Source organism: Agromyces cerinus subsp. cerinus, assembly GCF_900142065.1.
Taxonomy (GTDB): Bacteria; Actinomycetota; Actinomycetes; order Actinomycetales; family Microbacteriaceae; genus Agromyces; species Agromyces cerinus.
The window spans coordinates 107,593-132,503 of record NZ_FSRJ01000001.1; the positions used below are offsets into that span (position 1 = coordinate 107,593).

Consider the following 24,911-nt stretch of genomic DNA (forward strand, 5'->3'; position numbering starts at 1 on the left):
CAGAATGGAACGGTTCGATCGGGAGGATCCCATGCGCATCTCCGTCATCGGCTGCGGCTACCTCGGTGCGGTGCACGCCTCCGCGATGGCCGAACTCGGCCACGACGTGGTCGGCATCGACGTCGACGAGCGCAAGATCGCGGCGCTCGCGGCCGGACGGCCGGCGTTCTACGAGCCGGGACTGCCCGAGATCCTCGCCTCGGCGACGGCGAGCGGGCGGCTGCGATTCAGCACCGACATCGCCGCCGCAGCAGATGCCGAGGTGCACTTCGTCGCCGTCGGCACGCCGCAGTCCGCCGAGACGGGCGCGGCCGACGTCTCGTTCGTCGATGCGGCCTTCTTCGCGCTGTTGCCGCATCTTGCCGACGGCGCCCTCGTCGTCGGCAAGAGCACGGTGCCCGTGGGCACGGCCGCACGCCTCGCCGAACGCCTCGCGGCGGAGGCGCCGCATGCCCGCCTCGCGTGGAATCCCGAGTTCCTGCGCGAGGGCTTCGCGGTGAAGGACACCCTTTCGCCCGACCGCCTGGTGTACGGCATCGGAGCGGGCGACGGCCACGCGGCATCCGTGCTCGATCACGTCTACCGTGCCGCGATCGAGGCGGGTACGCCCCGCATCGTCACCGACTACGCCACGGCCGAACTCGTGAAGGTCGCCGCGAACGCATTCCTCGCGACGAAGATCAGCTTCATCAACGCGATGTCCGAGATCGCCGATGCCACGGGGGCGGATGTCACGGCGCTCGCCGACGCGATCGGGCATGACGCCCGCATCGGCCGGCGCTTCCTCAATGCGGGGGTCGGCTTCGGCGGCGGTTGCCTTCCGAAGGACATCCGCGGGTTCATCGCTCGAGCCGAGGAGCTCGGCCTGCACGACACGCTCGCCTTCCTCGGCGCGGTCGACGAGACCAACCTGCGTCAGCGGCGCCGCGTCGTGGACCTGGCGGTGCAGGACCTCGGCGGCACCGCGGCCGGCCGGAAGGTCGCCGTGCTCGGCGTGACCTTCAAGCCCGATTCCGACGACGTGCGCGATTCGCCGGCGCTCGACATCGCCGTCAGCCTGCAGGAGCTCGGCGCAGAGGTGGTCGTGACCGACCCCGAGGGGCTCGAGAACGCACTGGCACGGCGCCCCGACCTCCGCGCGGCGTCGACGACGCGCGAGGCCCTGTTCGGCGCGGATCTCGTGATCCTCGCCACCGAGTGGAACGAGTACCGCGCGCTGGACCCTGCGGCCGCCGGCCGGCTCGTGGGGGAGCGGCGGATCATCGACGGGCGCAACGTGCTCGATCCCGCCGCGTGGCGGTCTGCCGGCTGGCACTACCGGGGCATCGGCCGGCCGTAGCGGCCGCTGCGCCCGGCCGAGCGCAGGCGGACATGAGAAAACCCCCTCCCGAAGGAGGGGGTTTCACCCGGTCGGGGTGACAGGATTTGAACCTGCGACCTCGTCGTCCCGAACGACGCGCGCTACCAAGCTGCGCCACACCCCGGGTGGCCCTTGCGAGCCTCAACAAGAATAGCCGATAAATCGAGGCCGTCAGACCATCTCGGGCCCGCGACGGGCGATCGCCCGCCCCGACCTGCCTACGGACGACTATTCGGTGGGCACGAGCGTCAGCAGGGTCGCCTCCGGCGGGCACGCGAAGCGCACCGGGGCGTAGATCGAGGTGCCGAGGCCCGCGGAGACGTTCAGGAACGCCGACCGAAGACCGTGACGCCAAACACTGAGACCCTTGACCTGATCGCGGGGGATGTCGCAGTTGGTGACGAGCGCGCCGAAGCCCGGCACGCACACCTGGCCGCCGTGCGTGTGCCCGGCGAGCATGAGCTGCGCGCCGTGGTTCACGAACGAGTTGAGCACGCGCTGGTACGGCGCGTGGGCGACGCCGACGGTCACGGTGGGACGAACGACCGCGGATGCCTCGTCGGGCCACGTCTCATCGCCGAGCGGGTCTTCGGCACGCAACTCGTCGATCGCCGCGGTGATGAGGTCGAGGCGGTCGTAGCCCTTGTGCGGGTCGTCGACGCCGAAGAATTCGAAATGCGTGCCGCGCAGGTCGAGCGCGGTCGCGGTGTTGTCGAGGTCCTGCCAGCCGAGCTCGTCGAAGAACGCGTGCAGTTCGCCGATGTCGAGCCGACTGGCGCGACGGCCGAGGCGCGACGGTCCGGCGAAGTACGCGAACGGGTTCTTCATCACCGGGCCGAAGTAGTCGTTCGAGCCGTTGACGAAGACGCCGGGCACGCCGCGGAACGGCTCGAGCGCCCGACGGACTCCCTCGATACCGCGCTCGTGTCCGAGGTTGTCGCCGGTGTCGACGACGAGATCGGGCTGCAGCGCGGCGAGGCTCCGCACCCATTCCTGCTTGTCGCGCTGCCACGGCGCCATGTGCAGGTCGGAGAGGTGCAGCACGCGGATCGGCTCCGCGCCCGGTGGGAGCACCGGGACATCCACTCGGCGGAGCGTCCAACGCGTGCGTTCGACCAATGATCCGTAAGCGAAGGCGGCGACGCCCGCCGCGCCGATCGCCAGGGCGATCCGCGCGACGGGCGTCAAGCGGGCGGTCAACCGTTGTCCGGAGGGTTGCCGCCGCCGTCGCCGCCATTGCCGAGACGGCCGACCACGATCGTCACCTTCGAACCCGCCTTGGCGTTCTCACCTGACCCGGGCGACTGGGAGAGCACGAATCCGATCTTGGACGGGTCGGCCGTGTCCTCCTCGTTCCGCTCGACGCGGAAGCCGGCCGCCGTGAGGGCGGCTTCCGCCTGATCCGCCTGCATGCCGGTCACGTCGGGGACTCCCGATTGGTTGCCCCGGCTGGTCTTGAGGGAGATCGCAGAGCCGCGCGGAGCCTGGCCGGTGGCCGACTGGCTGCCGATCGTGCCCTTCGGCTGCGACGAGTCGACCTCGCCGTCCATCGACCAGCCGAATCCGGCCTGTTCGAGCGCCTTCTGGGCGGCTTCGGGAGCGAGACCCAGCACACTCGGCACGGTCGCCATCGGGGTCGACAGGTACTCCTGCTTCGGCTCGGGGAAGTCGGATCCGGGGTACTTCGTATTCGCGACGTCCATGATGCGCGGCCAGATGTTGTGGCGGAGGACCGCGGCCTGCTCACCGTCGAAGTAGGTGTCGCGGAGGTTGACGAATCCGGTGACGTTGTACACGCCGACGACCGTCGCCACCCTCGACGAGGCGCCGCTCATCCAGGTCGCGTAGGCGTCGTCGGTGGTACCGGTCTTGCCGATCATCGGCGTGTCCGAGGTGTCCATCTTGTAGCGCGACGATCGGCCGGTGCCGTCGGTCATCACGCGCTGCAGCGCATAGTTCATGCCGGCGGCCACATCGGGGGTGATCGCCTGCGTGCACGTCGACTTGGGCACGTCGATCGGCTCGCCGTTCGCATCGGTGATGCTGTCGATCGCGATCGGGGTGCACGACTTGCCGCCACCTGCCACGGCGGCGAACGCGGTCGCCATCGAGACCGGGGCGACCTCTTCGGTGCCGAGCACCGCGGAGGGGCCGAACGGGATGCGGTTGCCGTTCTCGTCGAGGCCCTCGCCGAGCGGCTTGCCGTCGGCGCGACCGGCGCTCATGAGGCCGGACGCGGTGTTCTTGATGCCGCAGAGGTCGAGCTGCTTCGCCATCGCCACGAAACCGGTGTTCTCGGAGTTGACGGTGTTGAACAGGGCGCTCCAGTAGCCGCCGTTGCCGCCTTCGTCGTTGCGGGGGTCCCAGTCGCCGGCGTCCTTCGGGCCGTCGCAGCTGTCTTGGAACGTGCCCCAGTTCGAGCGCTTCTTCGCGTCGACGCTCTCGTTGACCGAGTGCCCCTCGTTCAGCCACTCGCCGAGCGTGAAGATCTTGAACGTCGAGCCGGGCTGGAATCCGTGGGAGCTGCCGTAGTCGATCGTCGCGTTGTAGTTCACCGCGTCGTACTGGTCGCCGGTCACGTCGGGGTCGACGTTGTACGTGGTGTTCTGCGCCATCGACAGGATGCGTCCGGTGCCGACCTCGACCGAGACCGCCGAGCCGCCGATGTTGACGCCCTCCGCCGACGCCGGCACGTTCTCGTGCACTGCGGCGTCGGCCGTGGTCTGCAGGTCGACGTCGATCGTCGTGTAGATGTCGAGGCCGCCGCGCTCGAGCATGCGGGCACCCTCGTTGACGTCTTCGGTCGCGGGATCGTCGAACTTGTTCTTGATCTCCCACGTCACGTAGTCGCAGAAGTAGGCGTAGATTCCCGCGGCCTGGCATCCGCTCGACGGCTCGGTGATCTTCGGGGCCACAGGCTCGGCGACGGCTGCGTCGTACTGCTCCTGCGTGACCTTCTTCTCGGAGAGCATCTTGCCGAGGATGTAGTCGCGGCGCTCCTTGTTGCGCGCATAGGGCACGGGTTCGCCGTCGACCACGGTCGCGGCGCCGTTGAGCTCGTCTTCGGGGTAGTCGAGGCGGAACTCCTCGGGGCTGTTGACGATCGCGATGAGGCTTGCCGCCTGCGCGAGCGAGAGGTCTTTCGCGTTCGTGCCGAAGTAGTAGGACGCGGCGGTCTGCACGCCGTAGATCTGCCCGCCGAATCCGGCGATGTCGAGGTAGCCGCGGAGGATCTCGTCCTTCGGGTACTCCTTCTCGACGGCGATCGCGTACCGCATCTCCTTGAGCTTGCGGTCGATCGACGTGCGGGTGTGCTTCTCCCAGGCCTCGGCGCGTTCTTCGTCGGTCGTCGCCTTCGCCATGTCGTTCGCGACGAGCACGTTCTTCACGTACTGCTGGGTGATCGACGATCCGCCCTGGGTGCCCTTGTTGAGCGCGGTGCTGACCGCGCCGCGCACGGTGCCCGCGATGTCGATGCCGCCGTGGTCGTAGAACCTCGGGTCCTCACCTGCGATCGCCGCGTCCTTGAGGAACTGCGAGATGTAGTCGAACGCCACTTCCTCGCGGTTGTCGTCGTAGAAGTTGGCCAACGGCACGACCGACTTGTCGGCGTTCACCGCGTAGATCGTGGACTTCTGCGCCAGCTCCTCGATCTGGAGGTACCCGGGCAGGTTCTCGAACATCGTGATGCTGTTGTTCGCGGCCATGCCGGTGACAGCGAGGGCCGGAGTCACTGCGGCGGTGACGAGCACGCCGGCGAGAGCGCTCATGCCGACGAAGCCGAGGATTCCGGCGCCGACGTCGCTCATCGTACGTTTTTGGGCAGACATATAGTGGAGCTTAACGGAGAAGGCTGACAAATCCCGCTATGCAGGCTGAACGTTGCATCGCGGCGGAGGCGCGCCGAAGTACGCGAATCCCGCGCTCCGTTCGACCTCGCCGCGGCATTCGGCCGCGGCCCGGTCGATGCAGGCGACACAGAGACGAGGAACCATGACGACCTGGGAGTACATCACCACTCCGCTGCTCATCCACAACACCGCGGCGATCCTGAACAACTGGGGCTCCGAGGGATGGGAGCTCGTGCAGATCGTGCAGGGCCCCGAGGGCGGTCTCGTCGCGTACCTGAAGCGGCCCAAGGGCGGCGAGGACTCGGTAGCGGCTTCGGCCGGTGCCGCCGCGGCCGCGCAGGCCGCGAAGCAGTTCGAGGGCGAGGGGCACGCCTGATGGCCGCCTACGAGGCACGCCTGGCCGAGCTCGGCATCGAGCTGCCCGACGTCGCTCCGCCCGTCGCCGCATACGTGCCGGCCGTCGTCACCGGCGCCCACGTCTACACCTCGGGCCAGCTGCCCTTCACCGCAGGCGCCCTCCCGGCGACCGGCAAGGTCGGCGACGGCCACGGGCTCGTGCCGGCCGATGACGCGAAGGCCTACGCCCGCACGTGCGTGCTCAACGCCCTCGCGGCCGTGCGTGCCGAGATCGGCTCGCTCGACCGGGTCACCCGCATCGTGAAGCTCGTCGGCTTCGTGGCGTCGGACCCGTCGTTCACCGGCCAGCCCGGAGTCATCAACGGCGCATCCGAAGTGCTCGGCGAGATCTTCGGCGACGCGGGCCGTCACGCCCGCTCGGCGGTCGGCGTCGCGGTGCTGCCGCTCGACTCGCCGGTCGAGCTCGAACTGGTGGTCGAGTTCGCCTAGTCGGACCTCGCCACGAACTTGGATGCCGCGTCGGGATCGATCCCGACGCGGCATCCGTCGTTTCAAGCCGGGTGAAGCCCTACTTCACCTGCTCGCTGATGACCTGCATGATCGAGGTGTCGGCGAGCGTGGTCGTGTCGCCGATCTCGCGGCCCTCGGCGAGGTCGCGGAGGAGGCGCCGCATGATCTTGCCCGAGCGCGTCTTCGGCAGCTCGTTGACGATGAACACCTGACGCGGCCGCGCGATCGCGCCGATCTGCTGGGCGACGTGCTTGCGCAGTTCGTCGCTCGCCGCCGCGATGTCGGTCACCTGGTCGGCCTGGCTGGCCTTCAGGATCACGAATGCGACGACGGCCTGGCCGGTCGCCTCGTCGGAGGCGCCCACGACCGCGGCCTCGGCCGTCCACGGGTGGGCGACGAGCGAGGACTCGATCTCTGCGGTCGAGAGCCGGTGGCCCGAGACGTTCATGACGTCGTCGACCCGGCCGAGCAGCCAGATGTCGCCGTCCTCATCGCGGCGGGCGCCGTCGCCGGCGAAGTACTTGTCGCCGAACTTCTCCCAGTAGGTCTCCTTGAAGCGCTCGGGGTCGCCCCAGATGCCGCGCAGCATCGACGGCCACGGCTCGGTGATCGTGAGGAGTCCGCCGCCTTCGCCCTCGATCGGGTTGCCCTCGTCGTCGACGATGTCGATCGAGATGCCGGGCACGGGAACCTGCGCCGAACCGGGCTTCAGGTCGGTGATGCCGGGCAGCGCCGAGATCATGATCGCGCCGGTCTCGGTCTGCCACCACGTGTCGACCACGGGGATGGAGCCGCCGCCGATGACGTGCCGGTACCAGATCCATGCCTCGGGATTGATCGGCTCGCCGACCGAGCCGAGCAGCCGGAGGGAGCGGACGTTGAAGCCGTGCACGACATCGCGGCCCTGCTTCATGAAGGAACGGATGGCGGTCGGTGCCGTGTAGAGGATCGAGACCTTGTACTTCTCGATGATCTCCCACCAGCGGCCGGGGTGCGGCGTGTCGGGCGTGCCCTCGTAGAGCACCTGGGTCGCGCCGTTGGCGAGCGGCCCGTAGACGACGTAGGAGTGGCCGGTGATCCAGCCGACGTCGGCCGTGCACCAGTACACGTCGCGCTCGGGGTGCAGGTCGAAGACGTTCTTGTGTGTGAACGCGGCCTGCGTCAGGTAGCCGCCCGAGGTGTGCAGGATGCCCTTGGGATTGCCCGTGGTGCCCGAGGTGTAGAGGATGAACAGCGGGTGCTCCGCGTTGAACCCCTGCGCCTCGTGCTCGGCGTCGGCCGCGGCGAGCTGCTCGCTCCACGACACGTCGCGCCCCTCGACCCAGGCCACGTCGCCGCCGGTGCGGTTCACGACGAGTACCGATCGCACGGTGGTCTCCGCGGCCTCGATGGCCTCGTCGACCGTGGGCTTCAGCGGGAACGCCTTGCCCTTGCGGTAGCCGCCGTCGGCGGTGATGACGACCTCGGCCTGTGCGTCGTCGATGCGCGACTGCAGGCTCTTCGACGAGAATCCGCCGAAGACCACGGAGTGCACGGCGCCGATGCGCGCGCATGCGAGCATCGCGATGACGGCCTCGGGGATCATCGGCAGGTAGATGGCGACCCGGTCGCCGTCCTGCACGCCGAGCGCGAGGAGCGCGTTCGCGGCGCGCTTCACCTCGGCGGTCAGCTCGGCGTACGTGATCGAGCGGCTGTCGCCCGGCTCGCCTTCGAAGTGGAGGGCGACGCGGTCGCCGAGGCCTGCTTCGACGTGGCGGTCGAGGCAGTTGTATGCGACGTTGAGCTCGCCGTCGTGGAACCACTTGGCGAAGGGGGGATTCGACCAATCGAGGGTCTGGGTGAACGGCGTGCTCCAGGAGAGCAGGGCACGGGCCTGGTCGGCCCAGAAGCCGAGGCGGTCGGCCGCTGCGTCTTCGTAGAGGCGCTCGTCGGCGACGGCTTGGGCGGCGAACTCGGGGCTCGGGCGGAATCGCCGGATCTCCTCGAGCGCGTGATCGATCTGAACGGTCATGGTTCTTCAGTCGCTCCTTCGCGAGTGTTCTTCGGATGGGTCGCCTGCCCCACGCAGCACACTACCCGCCGCTCCGATCAGGTGAGGAATCCTGTCGTCCTGTAGCGTCGCAGAGCGGTTTTCGAGCCGAACGGCGCGCGTTCCTGTGCCCAAGCGCAGAGAATTCTGTGTGTCGGCACAAATGAGGACAGAAAATACTTGCGCATCCTTCTGCAAGCCGTATGCTGAGTACCGCCCGAACACTCGTTTCGTGGCCTGCAGCGCTCGCGATTCCCCCCAATCCTTGCGCTGCCGAGGCGGCACCTGTTCCCCCCAATGGGTGCCGCCCCCTTTCGTTAACAGGCAGTGCACGATGTGCGCCGCGACCCGATCGAGTCCTCCTCCACAACGGTGTGGGGGAGGCTCTTTCCATATCTGGGGCCGAACGGATGCCTCCGAGCCCGCACCGGTTCCTACGCTCGCGACATGCCCCATCCCTTCGTGGCGTCGCCGTCCTGGCAGCGGGAGCCCCCCGTGCCATCCTCCGTCGAGCGCGCATTCGGGCCGCGCGACCGTGACGCGCCCCGGGCGAGGGTCGGGTCGCCGGTCGTCGGTCCGGCAGGTGCCGGGAGGCTCGACCGCGGCGGCGGAGCCCCCGGCGGCTCCGTGCCGACCGTGCCGACCGTGCCGACCGTGCCGACCGAGGCGACGCGACGGCCCGGCGCGGACCTGTCGTTGCTCGGCCCGCTCGAGGTGTTCGCCGCCGATGGGCCGGTCACCGACCTCTTCGTCAACGGCGACCGCGGCCTCTGGATCGATCGCGGCGCCGGTGCCGAGCGCGAGCCCGGCTGGACGGCCGACGAAGCCGAGGTTCGCGCGCTCGCCGTGCAGCTCATCGCGCGAGGCGGGCGTCACATCGACGAGGCGACGCCCGCGGTCGACGTGCGGCTGGGGGCGGGCATCCGGGTGCACGCGGTGCTGCCGCCCGTGTCGTCGACCGGCACGACGATCTCGGTGCGGGTGCCGCGGGCGGGCGGGTTCTCGCTCGCCGCGCTCGCGCGGGCGGGCATGATCGACCCGTCGCAGGAGTCGGCGTTGCGAGCTGCGGTCGGCGGCCGCAAGAACCTGCTCGTGACGGGTGCCGGCGGCACCGGCAAGACGACCCTGCTCGCCGCACTCCTCGCCGAGGCGCCCGAGCGCGAGCGGCTCGTGATCATCGAAGACGTCGCCGAGCTGCAGGTCCACCATCCGCACGTGGTCTCGCTCGAGGCGCGGCAGGCCAACCTCGAGGGCACGGGCCGGGTCGGGCTCGATGCGCTGCTCCGCGAGGCGCTGCGCATGCGCCCCGATCGCCTCGTCGTCGGCGAGTGCCGCGGCGCCGAGCTCCGCGAACTCCTCGCCGCGCTCAACACCGGTCACGACGGAGGCGCCGGCACCCTGCACGCGAACTCGCTCGCCGACGTCCCCGCCCGGCTCGAGGCGCTCGGGGCGATCGCCGGCCTCTCGCCCGATGCCCTCGCGCGGCAGACGGTGAGCGCCTTCGACCTCGTGCTCCATCTCGAGCGCGTCGACGGACGGCGCCGACTCGCGCAGATGGGCCGATTCGAGCAGCGCGACGACCGCCTCGCGGTCGAGGCGACATGAGCGGGCGGATGCCGCGGCGGCCGTCGTTCCTCGATCGACTCGGCGGCCGACGGCGCTCAGACCCTGCGGCCGAGGTCGACGCGATCGCCGCGGTCACCGAGCGGCTCGCGGTGCTGCTCGCGGCCGGAGTGCCGGCACCCGGCGCATGGAGCAACGTCGGCGCCGACTCGGCCTCCGGTGCCGACGCGGCAGTGCTCGCGGTCGCCGCGTCGGCGGCACGGCGCGGCGACCCGGTCGCGCCGGCCATCGCCGACGCGCTGTCCGAGCGCCCCGAGGCATCCGCCGCATGGCCGGTGCTCGCCGCGGCGTGGGGCGTCGCCGCCGAGTCCGGTGCGCCGCTCGCGGGGAGCCTGCGCGAGCTCGCCGCCGTGCTGCGCGACGAGGCGCAGCTGCGCCGGGAGGTTCGGGCCGCGCTCGCCGGCCCGGCTGCGAGCGCCCGGCTCGTGATGGCGTTGCCCGCGATCGCGGTGCTGTTCGGCGCCACACTCGGCTTCGACACGCTGGGCGTGCTGTTCGGCAATCCCCTCGGTCTCGCCTGCCTCGTGCTCGGGCTCGGCAGCCTCTGGGGCGGCCACCGATGGAACCTGGCGCTCGCGGCTCGAGCCGGACGATCGCGGGTCGATGCCGGCCTCGAGCTCGAACTGCTGGCGATCGCCATGTCGAGCGGGGTGTCGATCGACCGGGCTCGGGCCTTGACCCGCGACACGACCGTGCGGTTCATACCGCACGCCGGCGACGGCGCGGAGGTCGACGCGGTGCTCGGCCTCGCCGCACGTGCCGGTGCCCCGGTCGCCGAACTGCTGCGTGCGGAGGCATTCCGCCTGCGCCGGGCCGCGAGGTCCGACGGCGTCGAGCGGGCTGCTGCGCTCGGTGTTCGGCTCATGCTGCCCCTCGGGCTCTGCGTGCTCCCGGCGTTCGTGCTGCTCGGCGTCGCACCCCTCATGATCTCGGTCGTCACCGGCACCCTCGGCGGTGCTCTGTGACCCGACCCGACTCGTGCCACCCGACCGCCGGAACGCCGGCACCACCGAAAGGAACACCATGCACGGAAACTCGAGCACTGCACCGCCCCGAGGTCGCACTCGACGCGGACGCGGTCGCGGCGTCGTCAGGCGGATCACGGTGCGGCTCGCCGGCGAGCGAGGAGCCGCCACGGCCGAGTACGCGGTGGCGACGATGGCCGCGGTCGGCTTCGCCGGGCTCCTCGTCATCATCCTCCGCGGCGACGAGGTGCGCGGCATCCTCACCGACCTCGTGCGGAATGCGCTCACGGTCGGCTGAGCGCGAACGCGGCAGCGTGACCGCGGAGTTCGCGGTCGCGCTGCCTGCCATCGCCCTGGTGCTCGCGGCCTGCCTCGCCTCGGTGCAATTGGCGGCGCAGCAGGTGCGATTGACGGATGCCGCGGCTGACGCGGCCCGAGCGCTCGGTCGCGGCGAGTCGGAGGCCGCGGCGGCGGCCATCGCCGATCGCGTCTCGGGCGGAGCTGGGCTCTCCGCCTCCGACGACGGGCAGTTCGTCTGCGCGACGCTCACCGCCTCGGGCGGCGGACTGCTCGCGGCGATCGAGCTGCGCGCCGAGTCGTGCGCCGTGACGGGAGGGCGGTGATGCGCCGGGCAGTCGTGACCGAAGCGCCCTGCCCGGGCGCCGGGTCACGCGGCCTCGATCGCGACGGTGGAGCCGAAGCGGGTGCAGCCGAAGCGGGTGCAGCCGAAGCGGGTGCAGCCGAAGCGGGTCGCGCCGAAGCGGGTGCCGCTTCGGTGCTCGCGATCGGCATCATCGGTGCGATGACCGCGCTCGCCGTGGCGCTGCTCGCGCTGCTCGGCGTCTTCGTCGTGTCGCAGCGCGCGGCGAACGCCGCCGACGCCGCCGCGCTCGCGGCGGCCGATGCGATGTCGGGCGCCGTCGCGGGAGTGCCGTGCCGACTCGCGGGCGCGGTCGCCGCGCGCAACGGCGCCCGGCTCGGCGACTGCGCGGGCGATGGGGCCGCAGCATCCGTCACCGTGACCATCGAGGCGGTGCCCGGGTTCGCGGTCACGGCCTCGGCACGTGCCGGACCGCCGGGCTGGTCGGGCGCGGCGCCTCCGTGACCGGGCCGATCAGTCGAACACGGTCTCCACGAAGCGGTACTCGACGGCGGTGGGCCGATCGTCTCCGGGCTCCGCGAACTCCATGCCCGCCGTGCGCGAGTACACGTAGTGCTTGCCCTGGTCGGTGTTCAGCTCGATGCGGGGTCGCGGGTCTCCGGACTCGAGGAAGGCGGTGGCCACCGTCTTCCCCTCGAGCGGCCCGTCGACCAGCATCGCCGTGTACGAACTCGTCGTTGAGGTGTCCATGATGGCCATTCTCCTCAGCGCTCCGAGAACCGCAAGGGGGCGCGGGGAGCGCGGCGGAACCGGTTCGACCGTTCCGCGTGTACGCCTCCTCTCGGCCAGTGTGTGTATGGTGTGGCTGTCGGCGCAGCATTTTCGCCGGCTTTGGCACACCGCTCGGGGGCGCGGCTTCGAATGTGCGTTCTCGTCCCAATTGTCAACAAAGAGGAGTCTGGTGTCAGGCGCGAAAAAACTGGTCATCGTCGAGTCGCCCACCAAGATGAAGTCGATCGCCCAATACCTGGGCGACGGCTACCAAGTGCTGTCGTCCGTCGGACACATCCGCGATCTCATCGAGCCAAAGAACCTGCCGGCAGAGCTCAAGAAGGGCCCGCTCGGCAAGTTCTCCGTCGACGTCGACAACGGCTTCGAGCCGTACTACGTGGTCTCCGACTCCAAGAAGAAGACGGTCGCCGAACTGAAGCGCGCGCTGAAGGATGCCGACGAACTCCTGCTCGCAACCGATGAGGACCGCGAGGGCGAGGCCATCGCGTGGCACCTGCTGCAGGAGCTGAAGCCGAAGGTGCCCGTGCGCCGCATGGTCTTCCACGAGATCACGAAGGACGCCATCCAGAAGGCGAAGGACAACACCCGCGAGCTCGACACCGCACTCGTCGACGCGCAGGAGACCCGGCGCATCCTCGACCGCATCTACGGCTACGAGATCTCGCCCGTGCTCTGGCGCAAGGTCGGCCCCGGCCTGTCCGCCGGCCGCGTGCAGTCCGCGGCCACCCGCCTCGTCGTCGACCGCGAGCGTGAGCGCCTCGCCTTCGTCGCCGCGGGCTACTGGGACCTCGCGGGTCGCTTCTCGGCCGAGGCATCCGACAATGCGACGTCGTTCGAGGCGAAGCTCGTGCGCCTCGGCGGCGAGCGCGTCGCGACCGGCCGTGACTTCGACGACGCCGGAACGCTGAAGAGCAAGGCCGTCGTGCTCGACGAGGCGACCGCAGCTGCGCTCGTCGCGGCGCTCGCCGACGACGCCGTCTCGCGCACCGTCTCCAAGGTCGAGTCGAAGCCGTACTCGCGTCGACCGGCGGCGCCGTTCACGACCTCGACGCTGCAGCAGGAATCGGCCCGCAAGCTCCGTCTCTCGGCCCGCGACACCATGCGCGTGGCGCAGTCGCTCTACGAGAACGGCTACATCACCTATATGCGCACCGACTCGTCGTCGCTGTCGCAGCAGGCGATCACCGCCGCCCGGGCGCAGGCGACCGCGCTCTACGGGGCCGACTCGATCCCCGACAAGCCCCGCGTCTACGCCGGCAAGTCGAAGAACGCGCAGGAGGCGCACGAGGCGATCCGCCCGTCGGGCGAGGTGTTCCGCACCCCTGCCGAACTGGCGAGCGTGCTGCGCGGCAGCGAGTTCAAGCTCTACGACCTGATCTGGAAGCGCACGGTCGCCTCGCAGATGGCAGACGCGAAGGGTCAGACGGCCACCGTCACGATCGAGGTCGGACCGACGGCGACGGATGCCGCGGCTCCCGCCGAGGCATCGGCGCCGGTCGGCGGCACGATCGCCGAGTTCACCGCGAGCGGCACGGTCATCACCTTCCGCGGCTTCCTCGCCGCGTATGAAGAGAGCCGCGACGAGGAGCGCAACGCCGAGGAGACGCCCGGCGAGGCGAAGCTGCCCCCGCTGAAGGAGGGTCAGTCGCTCGCGATGGCCGACCTCGAGGCAAAGGGCCACGAGACGTCGCCGCCGCCGCGCTACACCGAGGCGAGCCTCGTGAAGCGACTCGAGGAGCTCGGCATCGGCCGGCCCTCGACGTTCGCCTCGATCATCTCGACGATCATGGACCGCGGCTACGTCACCCAGCGCGGCCAGGCGCTCGTGCCGAGCTGGATCGCGTTCTCGGTCGTGCGGCTGCTCGAAGAGCACTTCGGCGACCTCGTCGAGTACGACTTCACCGCCGAGATGGAGGACGACCTCGACCACATCGCCGCAGGCGAGGCCGACCGCGTCGACTGGCTCTCGAGCTTCTACTTCGGCTCCGACAAGCACCGGGGCCTCCGCCAGGTCGTCGACAACCTCGGCGAGATCGACGCCCGCGAGATCAACTCGGTGCGGATCGCGCCCGACATCACGCTGCGCATCGGCAAGTACGGTCCCTACCTCGAGGTCGTCGAGGAGGGCGCCGCGCCCGATGCGACCCCCCGGCGGGTGAACCTGCCCGAGGGCCTCGCCCCTGACGAGCTCACCGAGGCGAAGGCCCGCGAGCTCATCGACGCGCCCGTGCAGGAGGCGCGCGTGCTCGGCGTCAACCCCGAGAACGGCAAGGAGGTCGTCGTGAAGGACGGCCGCTTCGGCCCGTACGTCACCGAGCTAGACCCCGAGCCCGTGGCGGAGCCCGAGCCCGAGGCCGCGGCATCCGTCGACCCGGCGACCGGCGAGGTGATCGATGCGCCGAAGCCGAAGGCCAAGCGCGCCGCGAAGAAGCCCCCTGCCGAGAAGCCGCGCACCGCGTCGCTCTTCAAGAGCATGCAGGTGGCCGAGATCGACTTCGAGACCGCCCTGAAGCTCTTGAACCTGCCGCGCGTCGTGGGCGTCGATCCCGAGACCGAGACCGAGATCACCGCACAGAACGGTCGCTACGGCCCCTACCTGAAGAAGGGCGCCGACACGCGCACCCTGCCGAGCGAGGACGCGATCTTCGAGATCGGCCTCGACGGTGCGCTCGAGCTCTTCGCGCAGCCGAAGTACGGCGGTCGCGCCGCGTCGAGCGCGCTGAAGGAGTTCGAGGCCGACCCCGTGAGCGGCAAGCCGATCAAGGTGAAGGACGGCCGTTTCGGGCCGTACGTCACCGACGGCACCACGAACGCGACCATCCCGCGGGCCGAGTCGGTCGAGGACATCACTTTCGAGCGTGCGGTCGAGCTGCTGCAGATCAAGCGCGACAAGGGTCCCGCGGCGCCGCGCGCCAAGAAGGCCCCGGCCAAGAAGGCCCCGGCGAAGAAGACCCCCGCGAAGAAGGCCCCGGCGAAGAAGGCGCCCGCGAAGAAGGCGGCGACCGAGCAGTGAGCGACGGGCTCTTCATCACCCTCGAGGGCGGCGACGGGTCCGGCAAGACGACCCAGGCCGAGCTCCTCGGCGCCTGGCTCGCCGAGTCCGGGCGCACCGTCGTGCGCACGCGAGAGCCCGGCGGCACCGAGGTGGGCGTCGAGGTGCGCGAGATCGTGCTGCACCATCGCGGCGACATCGCGCCCCGCGCGGAGGCGCTGCTCTACGCCGCCGACCGCGCGCACCACGTCGCGACCGTCGTGCGGCCGGCGCTCGGTCGAGGCGAGGTCGTCATCCAGGACCGCTACATCGACTCGTCGGTGGCCTACCAGGGCGCCGGGCGAGTGCTCGACGCCGAGGCCGTGCGCGGTCTCTCCGAGTGGGCGACCGAGGGGCTCGTGCCCGATCTGACGATCCTGCTCGATCTCGATGCCGCTTCGGCGCGCACCCGCCTCGACGATGCGCGCACGCGCTACGACCGGCTGGAGGCCGAGGCATCCGAGTTCCACGACCGGGTTCGCGGCGCGTACCTCGAGATCGCGGCGGCCGAGCCCGCCCGCTTCCTCGTGGTCGACGCGGCGCAGCCGGTCGAGGAGATCGCCGCGGCGATCCGCGGTCGAGTGGCCGGGCTGCTCTGAACACGCCGATCACATCGTCAGCCGCTGACGGTAGCGTTGAATCGTGAGCGTGTGGAGTGAGCTGACGGGGCAGGACGCCGCGATCGCGCTCTTCCGCGCCGCGGCCGAATCGGCCGGCGCCGCCGGAGCGGCTGCCGAGGGCTCGAGTGCCCAGCAGATGACCCACTCGTGGCTCGTCACGGGTCCGCCCGGATCGGGGCGTTCGAACCTCGCCTACGCCTTCGCGACCGCGCTCATCTCGGGCACGGCCGACGGCGACGACCGAACGCAGGCGCAGGTCGATGCGCGCAGCCACCCCGACCTGCACGTGCTCGCCACCGAGGGCGTCATCATCAAGCGCGACGACGTGCGCGACATCGTGCGCCGCTCGCACTACGCGCCGTCGATCGGCCGGCACCGGGTCATCATCGTCGAAGATGCCGACCGCATGACCGAGCAGACCTCGAACTTCCTGCTGAAAGAGCTCGAAGAGCCGCCCGAGCGCACGGTGTGGATCCTCTGCGCGCCGAGCGAGGCCGACCTCATCCCGACCATCCGCTCCCGCGTGCGCTCGGTCCGCCTCCAGGTGCCGAGCATCGCGGATGTCGCTGCCCTCCTCGAACGCCGCGACGGCGTCGACCCCGTGCTCGCCGAGCGCGCGGCCCGCGAGGCGCAGAGTCACATCGGCATGGCGCACCGGCTCGCGACCAACGAAGAGGCGCGGCGACGCCGCTCCGAGACGCTCGAGCTCGCCCTCGCCGTGCGGTCCGCGTCGGGTGCGGTGACGACCGCCGCCCGCTTCATCGAGATCGCGGGCGAAGACGCCAAGGCCATCGGCGAACTGCGCGACGCAGAAGAGCGCGCCAGCGCCCTGCACTCGCTCGGCGTAGCGCCGGGTCAGGCGGTGCCCAACGCCCTCCGGCCGCAGCTGAAGGCGCTCGAAGACGACCAGAAGCGTCGCGCCACCCGGAGCCTTCGCGACGGCATCGACCGCATCCTCGTCGACCTCGCTTCGCTGTACCGCGACATCCTGCTCATCCAGCTCGCCGCCGACGTGCCGCTCGTCAACCGCGAGCTCGAAGCGGGCATGCAGCGCGCCGCGGCATCCGCTGCGCCTGCTCGAACGCTCGCGACGCTCGACGCGATCCAGCAGGCGCGCACCCGCATCGACGGCAACGTCTCGCCGGCGCTCGCGCTCGAGGCGATGCTGGTCTCCGCCATCCGACGACCGTCCACCGAACGAGGGGCCGCATGATCGACACGACCACCGCCAGACGACGGATGCCGCGTGGCGCGCGTGCCGTCGCGATCGTCGGCGCCCTCGCGGCCCTGCTCGCGATGAGCGGCTGCGTGCCCTCGTTCCTGAACCCGCAGCAGCCGGTCTCGACGCCGACCGGCGAAGAGGTCGCGGCCGACCTCGAGCCCTTCTACACACAGGTGCTGAAGTGGGAGCGCTGCGGCGACGGCATGGGCTGCACCACGGCGAAGGCCCCGCTCGACTGGAGCGATCCCTCGGCCGGCGAGACCGAGCTCGCCCTCGTGCGCCACGTGGCCACGGGCGAGAAGCTCGGCTCGCTGCTCGTGAACCCGGGCGGCCCGGGCGGCTCGGGCTACGACTTCGTGATGGACTCGCTCGACTACGCCGTCGGGCAGCCCCTGCAGGAGCGTTTCGACGTCGTCGGCTTCGACCCCCGCGGCGTCGGCCGCTCGTCGGGCGTGGCCTGTTACGACGCCCCCGAGATGGACGAGTACCTCTACGGCATCACGCCGGGCGTTCGCGGCAGCGACGAGTGGATCGCCGAGGTCGAGTCGACCGAGCGCGCCTTCGGCGAGGCCTGTGCCGAGAACACCGGTGAACTGCTCGGCAACGTCGACACCGAGAGCGCGGCGCGCGACATGGACCTGCTGCGCGCGGTCCTCGGCGACGATCAGCTCAACTACCTCGGGTTCTCGTACGGCACGTTCCTCGGCGCCACCTACGCCGAGCTCTACCCCGAGAAGGTCGGCAAGCTCGTGCTCGACGGGGCGATCGACCCTTCGGCAAGCGAGTCCGAGGTCTCCCAGGCGCAGGCGATCGGCTTCGAGAACGCACTGAAGGCGTACCTCGAGTTCTGCCTCTCGGGCAGCGACTGCCCGTTCGACGGCACGGTCGACGACGCGCTCGACGAGATCAGCCGGCTCCTGGCATCCGTCGACCAGAGCCCGCTGCGCGGCAGCGACGGCCGCCTCGTCGGCGCCGACACCCTCGTGACCGCGATCATCTACCCCCTCTACAGCGAGGATTCCTGGTCGTACCTGAACGACATGTTCGAGTCGGTCATGTTCGGCGAGGCCGACATGGCCCTCGCCTTCGCCGACGGCTACAACGGGCGCAGTGAAGACGGCACCTACCTCGACAACTCGGCCGAGGCGTTCACCGCGGTCAACTGCCTCGATTACACGTACCAGTCCGATGTCGCGGTCATGCGCGAGAACGCCGCCGCGACCGCGGAGGTCGCACCGATCATCGGCCCGTACTTCGGCTTCGGCGATCTGGGCTGCATCAATTGGCCCTACCAGAGCCATGCCGAGCGGGCGGAGATCCACGCGGAGGGCGCCGCGCCGATCCTCGTCATCGGCACCACGGGCGACCCGGCGACGCCGTACGAGTGGGCCGTCGCGCTCGCCGAGCAGCTCGACAGCGGCGTGCTCATCTCGTACGAGGGTGAGGGGCACACGGCGTACAACAAGTCGAACGCGTGCGTGAACGACGCCGTCGAGTCGTACTTCATCGACGGCACCGTGCCCGCCGGCGACCCGAAATGCTGAAGGTGGTCAACGGCGCTCCCGAAACCCGCTAACATGGATTCTCGTGCCAGTCGGTGCGCCTCAGGCGCTCCGGATGCCACGCCGCCTTAGCTCAGTCGGCAGAGCGTCTCACTCGTAATGAGAAGGTCGTGGGTTCGATTCCCACAGGCGGCTCCAATCAGAACGGCCCGGAGAGATCCGGGCCGTTCTTTTTCGTGCGGCGTCCGACCGGCGTTCGTGTGGCGTCCGACCGGCGCAGTTCTCTGGAATGTTCTGCGGAGTCGGCCCCAGGGGGCGCTGATACTCGAGCCACCGTGTCGCGCCATGTTCCCGAGTCCCGGCGGTACTCACCGAACTTGACCTCAAGTCCACTTGAGCATTCAGGCTTGCGGATGCCACTGAACGAAAGGGCGTCCCATGACGATCTGGACCTGCGCCACGTGCGCGATCGAGCACGCCGACTCCGCCGCCCCACCCGCGTTCTGCGCGATCTGTTCCGACGACCGCCAGTTCGTTCCGGCGAGCGGACAGCGGTGGACGACCCGGGAGGAGCTGGCCGGCACGGGCTATCGCATCACCACATCCGAGATCGAGCCGGGCCTCCACGCCATCACCACGGAACCGGAACTCGGCATCGGGCAGCGCGGGCTGCTCGTGCAGACCAAGGCCGGCAATCTGCTCTTCGAGCCCCCGGGGTTCATCGACGACGCCGGAGTGGACGCGGTGCGCCGTCTCGGCGGGGTCGCCGCGATCGCGTCGAGCCATCCGCATCTCACCGGGTCGTCCATCCAGTGGAGCCACGCGTTCGACGGGGCGCCGGTCTACGTCGCGCGGAAGGACGAAGCGTGGATCAGGCGACCGGACCCCGCGATCAGCCTCTGGGAGGACCGCGTCGACCTCCTGCCCGGGCTGGTGATGCTCGAATGCGGCGGCCACTTCGCGGGCAGCAGCGTCGTGCACTGGCCGGCCGGCGCCGAGGGCCGAGGGGTGCTCCTGACCGGCGATACGATCGCGATCGGAGCCGATCGCGCATCGGTCAACGTCATGCGCAGCTTCGTGAACAACATCCCGCTCCCGGAACGGGCCGTGCGTCGCATCATGGACACGGTGCTGCCACTGGAATTCGAGCGTCTCTACGGCGCCTTCGGCCAGTTGACCGCGCAGGCGCACGACATCACCGAGCGCTCCCTGCTTCGCTATGTCAGCTGGCTCCGCGACGAGGTCCCGGAATGAGCCGGTGCAGTGCGCAGGTGAACGGCGGCCGCATGCTGAACTGCGCCGTTTCGTGCGGGCGGTGTGAGAACCTGTCGGCATGCCGTCGCCGCAGTCGTTGAGTGAGACCGATCGCCGCGAGGTCGCAGCCTGGGCGGCGGAGTGCGCCGAACGGGTCTTGGCCCTGTTCGAAGCGGAGGCACCGGCGGACGATCGACCGCGTGATGCCATCGCTCGGAGTCGGGCGTTCGCACGAGGCGAGCTCGATGCCGCCGGTGAGATACGCCGACGGTTGGTCGCCGGGCGCGCGGCGCACGCGGTGAGTTCTCCCGCGGCCGTGGCTGCTGCGCGGGCCGCCGCACAGGCCGCCGGCGTCGCCCACATGGGCGCGCACGCCCTCGGCGCGGCCGCCTACGCCGCGAACGCAGTCGGGCTGGCCGCTCCGGATCGGCCCGAGGCCGTCAGTGACGAGATCGCCTGGCAGCTCGAGCACATGACCGACGAGACGAGGTCGGCCCTTCGGCAACTGCCTCCCGTCGGTGAGGACTCAGCGGGCCCGCTCGGCTCGGGACTGCTCGCATCGGGCATCCTCGGATCGACGATTCGGGAGATCCAAGCCGCGATCGGCAGCACTCCTTCGCAACAGGGCGCCCGGTAGGCGGTCGGCACCGGCGCCGGACACACGAACGGCCCGGGATCGCCGGGCCGTTCGCATCTCACGCGAGGAAGAGCGCGTGTGGTTCAGGGGATCACTTGAGCGCCGGGCGCAGGGCGGCCGCGAACGCCTGGTACCCGGCGGCGTTGGCATGGAACGAGTCGTTCGAGCGAAGCCAGTTCCAGTCGTTGATCCACGGGGCCGCGCTGCCGATGCCGTGACCGGTGAAGGGCGTTTCGACGTCGACGTACACGGCGCCGGCGAGCACGGCGGCGCCCTCGATCGCGTCGTTCAGGGCGATGGTGCCGGTGTTGACCCGCGTCGCCCACTGGTAGCGCGAGGTCGGTGCGAACAGCAGCGGGTAGCCGGTGACGACGACTCGGGCGTTCGGCGCCTTCGCCCTGATCGCCGCGATGGCGTTGCGCACGTTCTGGGCGAGCACCCCGTTCAGCACCATCGTCTCGCCGGCGATGATGTGCGACTCGCACGAGCTGTTCACGAGCACGAAGCAGTTCTGCATCACGTTCGCGAATCCGACGTCGTTGCCGCCGACGGTGAGCGTGACCCGCACGGCGTTCGCCGGAAGCGCGGGGATCTGCTTCGAGATCACGTCGGCCGTGGTCGCGCCGCGGCAGGCGGGACGGGCGGCGAGCGCGAGGTTCGCGTCGGCGTCGAGCAACGCCGGATATCCCTTCGAGCTGGTGTAGCAGCTCGTCTCGAGATAGCTTCCCGCCCCGAGGCCGGCGGCGTAGGAGTCGCCGAGCGCCGCGTAGGCGAGTTGGGCGTTGCCGCCCCCGCCGCCGGGCTTGCCCTTGCCCGAGGGGGCCGCCAGCGACGGCGACGCGACCGAGCCGAGGGTGATCAGCGCGGCGAGCAGCGCCGCCGCGAGTGCGAACCGCGGCCGCGTCGACCCGTTCACGGCAGTGCCGTTGCGGAGAGGAGCGCGTCGCGGTAGGCGGAGTAGCCGGCGGCGTTCGGATGGAGGAAGGTGATCGGGTCACCGGGGTTCTCACCGAGCCATGAGGAGCCGGAGCCGACGCCGTGGCCTGCGAACAGCCCGGTCACGTCGACGTAGACCGCGTCGACACCGGATGCCGCTGCGCCCGCGGCGCCTGCAGCGATGAGCGAGTTCATCGCGGCGGTGAGCGCGTTCACCTGATCGGTGAGCGGTTGCAGGCCGGGCTGGAACGGGATCGCGTACCCGGTCACGAGGATCTCGGCCGCGGGGGAGCGTGTCGCGATCGCCGTGACGAGCCCCGCGATGTCGACCGTCAGCTGCCCGGAGGCGAGGTAGTCCTGCGCGGCCTGTACGGCGAGCAGGCACTCCAGGCCGGGCTCCGGGACGGAGCACGCCGCGAGGATGCCGGGCAGGTCGACCTCGTTCGCGCCGACCGTGAGTGTCACGAGCGTCGTGCCGCGGTTGACCTGCGAGAGCTGGTTCGCAGCGACATCCGCGATCGTCGCTCCGCTGCAGGAGGGATTGCGCAGCAGGTTCGTGCGCGGCGCGGCGTCGAGGAGTGTCGGATAGCCGCTCGGGCTCTGGAGACAGGCGTCGACGTAGCCGCCCGCGCCCTGGCCTGCTGCCACGGAGTCGCCGAGGGCGACGTACTTGGCGACGGGAGACGACGACGAGGTCGATGAGGGTGGCGCGGCTGCAGCCGGGCCGGCGATCCCCGCGGGGATCACCACGAGGGCGATGATGGCCGCGGCGGCACTGCCGATGACGCGGCCCTTCCAAGCGAATACAGCCGTCATGGCTGAACGTTAGACCTGGTCGTGAGGATTCCGCAGGATCCCAGAACAGGGGGAGTACTTCGGCGGCATAGGCTGTCGGCATGACGGAACGACTGCGGTGGGGAATCCTCGCGACGGGCGGCATCGCGCACGCCTTCGCCAACGACCTGAAGCTCAACGGATTCACCGTGCAGGCGGTCGGCTCGCGCTCGCAGGCCGGCGCCGACGCGTTCGCCGCCGAGTTCGGCATCCCGAATGCGCACGGCAGCTACGAAGCGCTCGCCGCCGACCCCGAGGTCGACGTGATCTACGTCTCCACGCCGCATCCGATGCACGCCGCCGGCGCCACCCTCGCCCTCGAGGCGGGCAAGCACGTGCTCGTCGAGAAGGCCTTCACGGTCAACGCGGGCGAAGCGCGCGCGCTCGCCGAACTCGCCGCGGCCAAGGGGCTCCTCGTGCTCGAGGCGATGTGGACCAGGTACCTGCCGCACATGGCGCGCATTCGCGAGATCATCGCGGCGGGCACGCTCGGCGAGGTGCGCACCCTCATCGCCGATCACACCCAGCTGCTCTCCGACGACCCGTCGCACCGCATCAATGCGCTCGAACTCGGCGGCGGGGCGCTGCTCGACCTCGGCATCTACCCGATCTCCTTCGCGTGGGACCTCTTCGGCGCACCCGCGACGACCCAGGCGTCGGCGACCTTCAAGTCGACGGGCGCCGACGCCCAGGTGGCCGTGGTCTACGGCTACGAGGGCGGACGCATGGCCTCCACGATCTCGGCGAGCGATGTGAAGGGGCCGAACACCGCGGTCGTGCTCGGCACCGCGGCCCGCATCGAGATCGACCACGTCTGGTACACGCCGACGACCTTCCGGGTCGTCGCCGCAGACGGAACGCTGCTCGAGGAGTACCGTTCCGAGGTCGTCGGCCGCGGCATGCACTTCCAGGCCGAGGCGGTCGAGCGGCTCGTCGCGACCGGAGACCTCACCGGCGACCTGCTGCCGATCGACGAGACCGTGGCGATCATGGCGTCGCTCGACGAGATCCGCAAGCAGATCGGTCTCGTCTACCCGGGCGAATGATCGGCAGCACCCGTTCCGGCGCATGATCAGGTTCTCTTGAGGATGACTCCGTAGGATTCCCGGGTGATCGACGAGACGGATGCCGCGGGGGAGACCCCAGACGCAGGCGACCCGTCGGCCGCTGAGACCACCGAAACCGCTGCGGCCTCTGTGGACGCTGAGACCTCTGAGACCTCTGAGACCTCTGAGACCTCTGAGACCTCTGCGGCGCCGGCCGCCGACACGACGCCCACCGAGGTCGTCGATGCCGCGGCGACCGACACCACTTCTCCCGAGGCTCCCGCACCGGAGTCGCTCGTGCCCGCGAAGTCGGGCGCGCTCGCCGCGATCGCGGCATTCGCCCGCACACACCGCCTGCCGCTCATGATCGCCGGGGGCGTCATCGCCTTCGGCCTGATCGGCTCTGGCGCGGTCGCCGCCGGCATCGCGAGCAACGGCGGCGGAGCGGCATCCGCTGCCCTCGCGACGACGACCCCGACACCCACCCCCACCGCCGACCCCGCCCGGCCGGTGCCCGAGGCGGTCGCGGCGGCGAGTCGGCTGCGCACCTGCTCGGTGGCCGAGCTCGCGGCCGACGGGCGTCTCGCGAACTTCCAGGCGCAGGTGATGAACGCGGCGACCGGCGAGGTGCTCTACGACCGCGGCGGAGCGACCCCGTCGCGCACCGCGAGCGTCATGAAGGTGCTCACGTCTGCCGCCGCCCTCTCGGTGCTCGGGCCCGACTACCGCACCCCGACCACCGTCGTGAAGGGGTCGGAGCCGGGCTCGGTCGTGCTCGTCGGCGGCGGCGACGCCACGCTCTCGCGCACCTCGAGCGGCACCGAGACCGTGTACCCGGGCGCGGCGCACCTCGATGACCTGGCTGCACAGGTGGAGGCCGCGTGGGATGCCGATCCTGCGAACCCGCCGATGACGAAGCTCATCCTCGACGCGAGCTACTTCGGCGGCGACGAGTGGGAGCCGAGCTGGAACCTCAAGGAGCGCGACGACGGCTACATGTCGAACATCGCCGCCCTCATGGTCGACGGCGACCGCGACGAACCCGGGTCGAACACCTCGTGGCGCAGCGACGACCCCGTGGGCCGCGCCGGCGACGCCTTCGCCGACGAGCTCGGCGGCATCGACGTCATCGAGCGCGGTGTCGCCCCTGCCGGGGCTCAGCAGCTCGGCCAGGTGCAGTCGCCGACCGTCGCGCAGCTCGTCGACAAGGCTCTCGTCGTCTCCGACAACACCGCGGCCGAGATGCTCGCGAGGCTCGTCGCCATCGAGACCGGTTCGGGCAACACCTTCGGCGCGATCAACGCCGGAGTGCTCGAGGGACTCGCCGCCTACGGCATCGACACCACGGGCATCACGATCGTCGACGGGTCGGGGCTGTCCGACAACAATGCCGTGCCGCCGTCGTACCTGACCCGGCTGTTCGTGAAGATCAACGCGCGCGAGGGCAACCTCGGCGTGCTCATGGACGGACTGCCCGTCTCTGGCGAGCGCGGCTCGCTCAGCTACGACGACCGCTTCTCGGGCGACAACTCGGTCGCCGACGGAGCGGTCTCCGCCAAGACCGGATGGATCGACACCGGCTACACGCTCTCGGGCGTCGTCCGTGCAGAGGACGGCTCGACCCTGACCTTCGCGATCTACGCCCTCGGCGACGTCACCGACGAGGCGAAGCAGGCGATCGACACGCTCACGACCGGCTTCTTCCGCTGCGGCGACAACCTCTCCAACCAGTGACGGGCGC

Annotated in this window: 22 protein-coding genes and 2 tRNA genes; 17 read left to right on the forward strand and 7 right to left on the reverse strand. The window is 70.4% G+C overall.

What is annotated here, in order from left to right:
• The first annotated feature begins 31 nt into the window (after positions 1-31).
• On the forward strand, positions 32-1,339 hold the full coding sequence (locus BUR99_RS00520) for a UDP-glucose dehydrogenase family protein (RefSeq protein ID WP_074259372.1): 1,308 nt from the start codon (positions 32-34) through the stop codon (positions 1,337-1,339).
• Between the two features lie 71 nt (positions 1,340-1,410).
• Here the strand turns inward: BUR99_RS00520 and BUR99_RS00525 are convergent.
• The 3 genes from BUR99_RS00525 to BUR99_RS00535 all read right to left on the reverse strand — a co-directional run bounded on the left by BUR99_RS00525 (position 1,411) and on the right by BUR99_RS00535 (position 5,169).
• Positions 1,411-1,484 (reverse strand) — tRNA-Pro (locus BUR99_RS00525).
• A gap of 104 nt (positions 1,485-1,588) precedes the next feature.
• The gene (locus tag BUR99_RS00530) at positions 1,589-2,560 is read right to left on the reverse strand and encodes a metallophosphoesterase (RefSeq protein ID WP_074258459.1); all 972 of its coding nucleotides are present in this window, start codon (positions 2,558-2,560) and stop codon (positions 1,589-1,591) included.
• Positions 2,557-5,169 (reverse strand): transglycosylase domain-containing protein, encoded by a 2,613-nt coding sequence (locus tag BUR99_RS00535; protein WP_159440927.1) that lies wholly within the window; start codon positions 5,167-5,169, stop codon positions 2,557-2,559. Before BUR99_RS00535 ends, BUR99_RS00530 begins: the two co-directional genes overlap by 4 nt.
• A gap of 184 nt (positions 5,170-5,353) precedes the next feature.
• Between BUR99_RS00535 and BUR99_RS00540 the strand changes: the two genes are divergently transcribed.
• Positions 5,354-5,587: a Sp36 family protein gene (locus BUR99_RS00540; protein ID WP_074258460.1), complete on the forward strand. Its 234-nt coding sequence runs from the start codon at positions 5,354-5,356 to the stop codon at positions 5,585-5,587.
• Positions 5,587-6,057 (forward strand): RidA family protein, encoded by a 471-nt coding sequence (locus BUR99_RS00545; RefSeq protein ID WP_074258461.1) that lies wholly within the window; start codon positions 5,587-5,589, stop codon positions 6,055-6,057. The genes BUR99_RS00540 and BUR99_RS00545 overlap by 1 nt, the downstream gene beginning before the upstream one ends.
• A gap of 79 nt (positions 6,058-6,136) precedes the next feature.
• Here the strand turns inward: BUR99_RS00545 and acs are convergent, their stop codons facing one another.
• Positions 6,137-8,089: an acetate--CoA ligase gene (acs, locus tag BUR99_RS00550; RefSeq protein ID WP_074258462.1), complete on the reverse strand. Its 1,953-nt coding sequence runs from the start codon at positions 8,087-8,089 to the stop codon at positions 6,137-6,139.
• Positions 8,090-8,554: 465 nt separating this feature from the next.
• Here acs and BUR99_RS00555 point away from each other — a divergent pair, with 465 nt between their 5' ends.
• The 5 genes from BUR99_RS00555 to BUR99_RS00575 are packed head-to-tail and all read left to right on the forward strand — an operon-like array spanning position 8,555 to position 11,800.
• Entirely contained in the window at positions 8,555-9,712 is a 1,158-nt protein-coding gene (locus tag BUR99_RS00555) for a TadA family conjugal transfer-associated ATPase (protein ID WP_084183489.1), read from the forward strand.
• Positions 9,709-10,695: a type II secretion system F family protein gene (locus BUR99_RS00560; protein WP_084183490.1), complete on the forward strand. Its 987-nt coding sequence runs from the start codon at positions 9,709-9,711 to the stop codon at positions 10,693-10,695. The genes BUR99_RS00555 and BUR99_RS00560 overlap by 4 nt, the downstream gene beginning before the upstream one ends.
• A gap of 58 nt (positions 10,696-10,753) precedes the next feature.
• On the forward strand, positions 10,754-10,993 hold the full coding sequence (locus BUR99_RS00565) for a DUF4244 domain-containing protein (protein ID WP_084183491.1): 240 nt from the start codon (positions 10,754-10,756) through the stop codon (positions 10,991-10,993).
• 16 nt (positions 10,994-11,009) lie between these two features.
• Positions 11,010-11,318 (forward strand): TadE family type IV pilus minor pilin, encoded by a 309-nt coding sequence (locus tag BUR99_RS00570; protein WP_234980700.1) that lies wholly within the window; start codon positions 11,010-11,012, stop codon positions 11,316-11,318.
• Positions 11,318-11,800, forward strand: a complete 483-nt coding sequence (locus tag BUR99_RS00575) for an Rv3654c family TadE-like protein (RefSeq protein WP_084183641.1) — start codon at positions 11,318-11,320, stop codon at positions 11,798-11,800. Before BUR99_RS00570 ends, BUR99_RS00575 begins: the two co-directional genes overlap by 1 nt.
• Before the next feature lie 9 nt (positions 11,801-11,809).
• On the opposite strand, the gene BUR99_RS00580 is transcribed toward BUR99_RS00575, so the two are convergent.
• On the reverse strand, positions 11,810-12,046 hold the full coding sequence (locus tag BUR99_RS00580; protein WP_074259377.1) for a hypothetical protein: 237 nt from the start codon (positions 12,044-12,046) through the stop codon (positions 11,810-11,812).
• 211 nt (positions 12,047-12,257) lie between these two features.
• On the opposite strand from BUR99_RS00580, the gene topA reads away from it, so the two are divergent.
• The 7 genes from topA (at position 12,258) to BUR99_RS00615 (ending at position 20,354) form a co-directional block, all read left to right on the forward strand.
• A complete protein-coding gene (gene topA / locus BUR99_RS00585; protein ID WP_074258465.1) occupies positions 12,258-15,101 on the forward strand; it encodes a type I DNA topoisomerase in 2,844 nt (947 codons plus the stop codon).
• On the forward strand, positions 15,098-15,718 hold the full coding sequence (gene tmk, locus BUR99_RS00590; RefSeq protein ID WP_074258466.1) for a dTMP kinase: 621 nt from the start codon (positions 15,098-15,100) through the stop codon (positions 15,716-15,718). The genes topA and tmk overlap by 4 nt, the downstream gene beginning before the upstream one ends.
• Before the next feature lie 43 nt (positions 15,719-15,761).
• The gene (locus BUR99_RS00595) at positions 15,762-16,952 is read left to right on the forward strand and encodes a DNA polymerase III subunit delta' (RefSeq protein WP_074258467.1); all 1,191 of its coding nucleotides are present in this window, start codon (positions 15,762-15,764) and stop codon (positions 16,950-16,952) included.
• Positions 16,949-18,505 (forward strand): alpha/beta hydrolase, encoded by a 1,557-nt coding sequence (locus BUR99_RS00600; RefSeq protein WP_074258468.1) that lies wholly within the window; start codon positions 16,949-16,951, stop codon positions 18,503-18,505. Before BUR99_RS00595 ends, BUR99_RS00600 begins: the two co-directional genes overlap by 4 nt.
• A gap of 80 nt (positions 18,506-18,585) precedes the next feature.
• Positions 18,586-18,661, forward strand: a tRNA-Thr gene (locus BUR99_RS00605).
• A gap of 240 nt (positions 18,662-18,901) precedes the next feature.
• Positions 18,902-19,717, forward strand: a complete 816-nt coding sequence (locus tag BUR99_RS00610; RefSeq protein WP_074258469.1) for an MBL fold metallo-hydrolase — start codon at positions 18,902-18,904, stop codon at positions 19,715-19,717.
• Between the two features lie 79 nt (positions 19,718-19,796).
• The gene (locus BUR99_RS00615; RefSeq protein ID WP_074258470.1) at positions 19,797-20,354 is read left to right on the forward strand and encodes a putative immunity protein; all 558 of its coding nucleotides are present in this window, start codon (positions 19,797-19,799) and stop codon (positions 20,352-20,354) included.
• Between the two features lie 91 nt (positions 20,355-20,445).
• On the opposite strand, the gene BUR99_RS00620 is transcribed toward BUR99_RS00615, so the two are convergent.
• Both BUR99_RS00620 and BUR99_RS00625 read right to left on the reverse strand, forming a co-directional pair.
• Positions 20,446-21,270, reverse strand: coding sequence for an SGNH/GDSL hydrolase family protein (locus tag BUR99_RS00620; RefSeq protein WP_074258471.1), 825 nt, complete (start codon positions 21,268-21,270; stop codon positions 20,446-20,448).
• On the reverse strand, positions 21,267-22,106 hold the full coding sequence (locus tag BUR99_RS00625; RefSeq protein ID WP_074258472.1) for an SGNH/GDSL hydrolase family protein: 840 nt from the start codon (positions 22,104-22,106) through the stop codon (positions 21,267-21,269). The genes BUR99_RS00620 and BUR99_RS00625 overlap by 4 nt, the downstream gene beginning before the upstream one ends.
• An 80-nt stretch (positions 22,107-22,186) precedes the next feature.
• On the opposite strand from BUR99_RS00625, the gene BUR99_RS00630 reads away from it, so the two are divergent.
• Both BUR99_RS00630 and BUR99_RS00635 read left to right on the forward strand, forming a co-directional pair.
• Positions 22,187-23,170, forward strand: a complete 984-nt coding sequence (locus BUR99_RS00630) for a Gfo/Idh/MocA family protein (protein WP_074258473.1) — start codon at positions 22,187-22,189, stop codon at positions 23,168-23,170.
• Positions 23,171-23,233: 63 nt separating this feature from the next.
• Complete coding sequence (locus BUR99_RS00635) at positions 23,234-24,904, forward strand: D-alanyl-D-alanine carboxypeptidase/D-alanyl-D-alanine-endopeptidase (RefSeq protein ID WP_234980701.1); 1,671 nt, start codon at positions 23,234-23,236, stop codon at positions 24,902-24,904.
• The last annotated feature ends 7 nt before the right edge of the window (positions 24,905-24,911 follow it).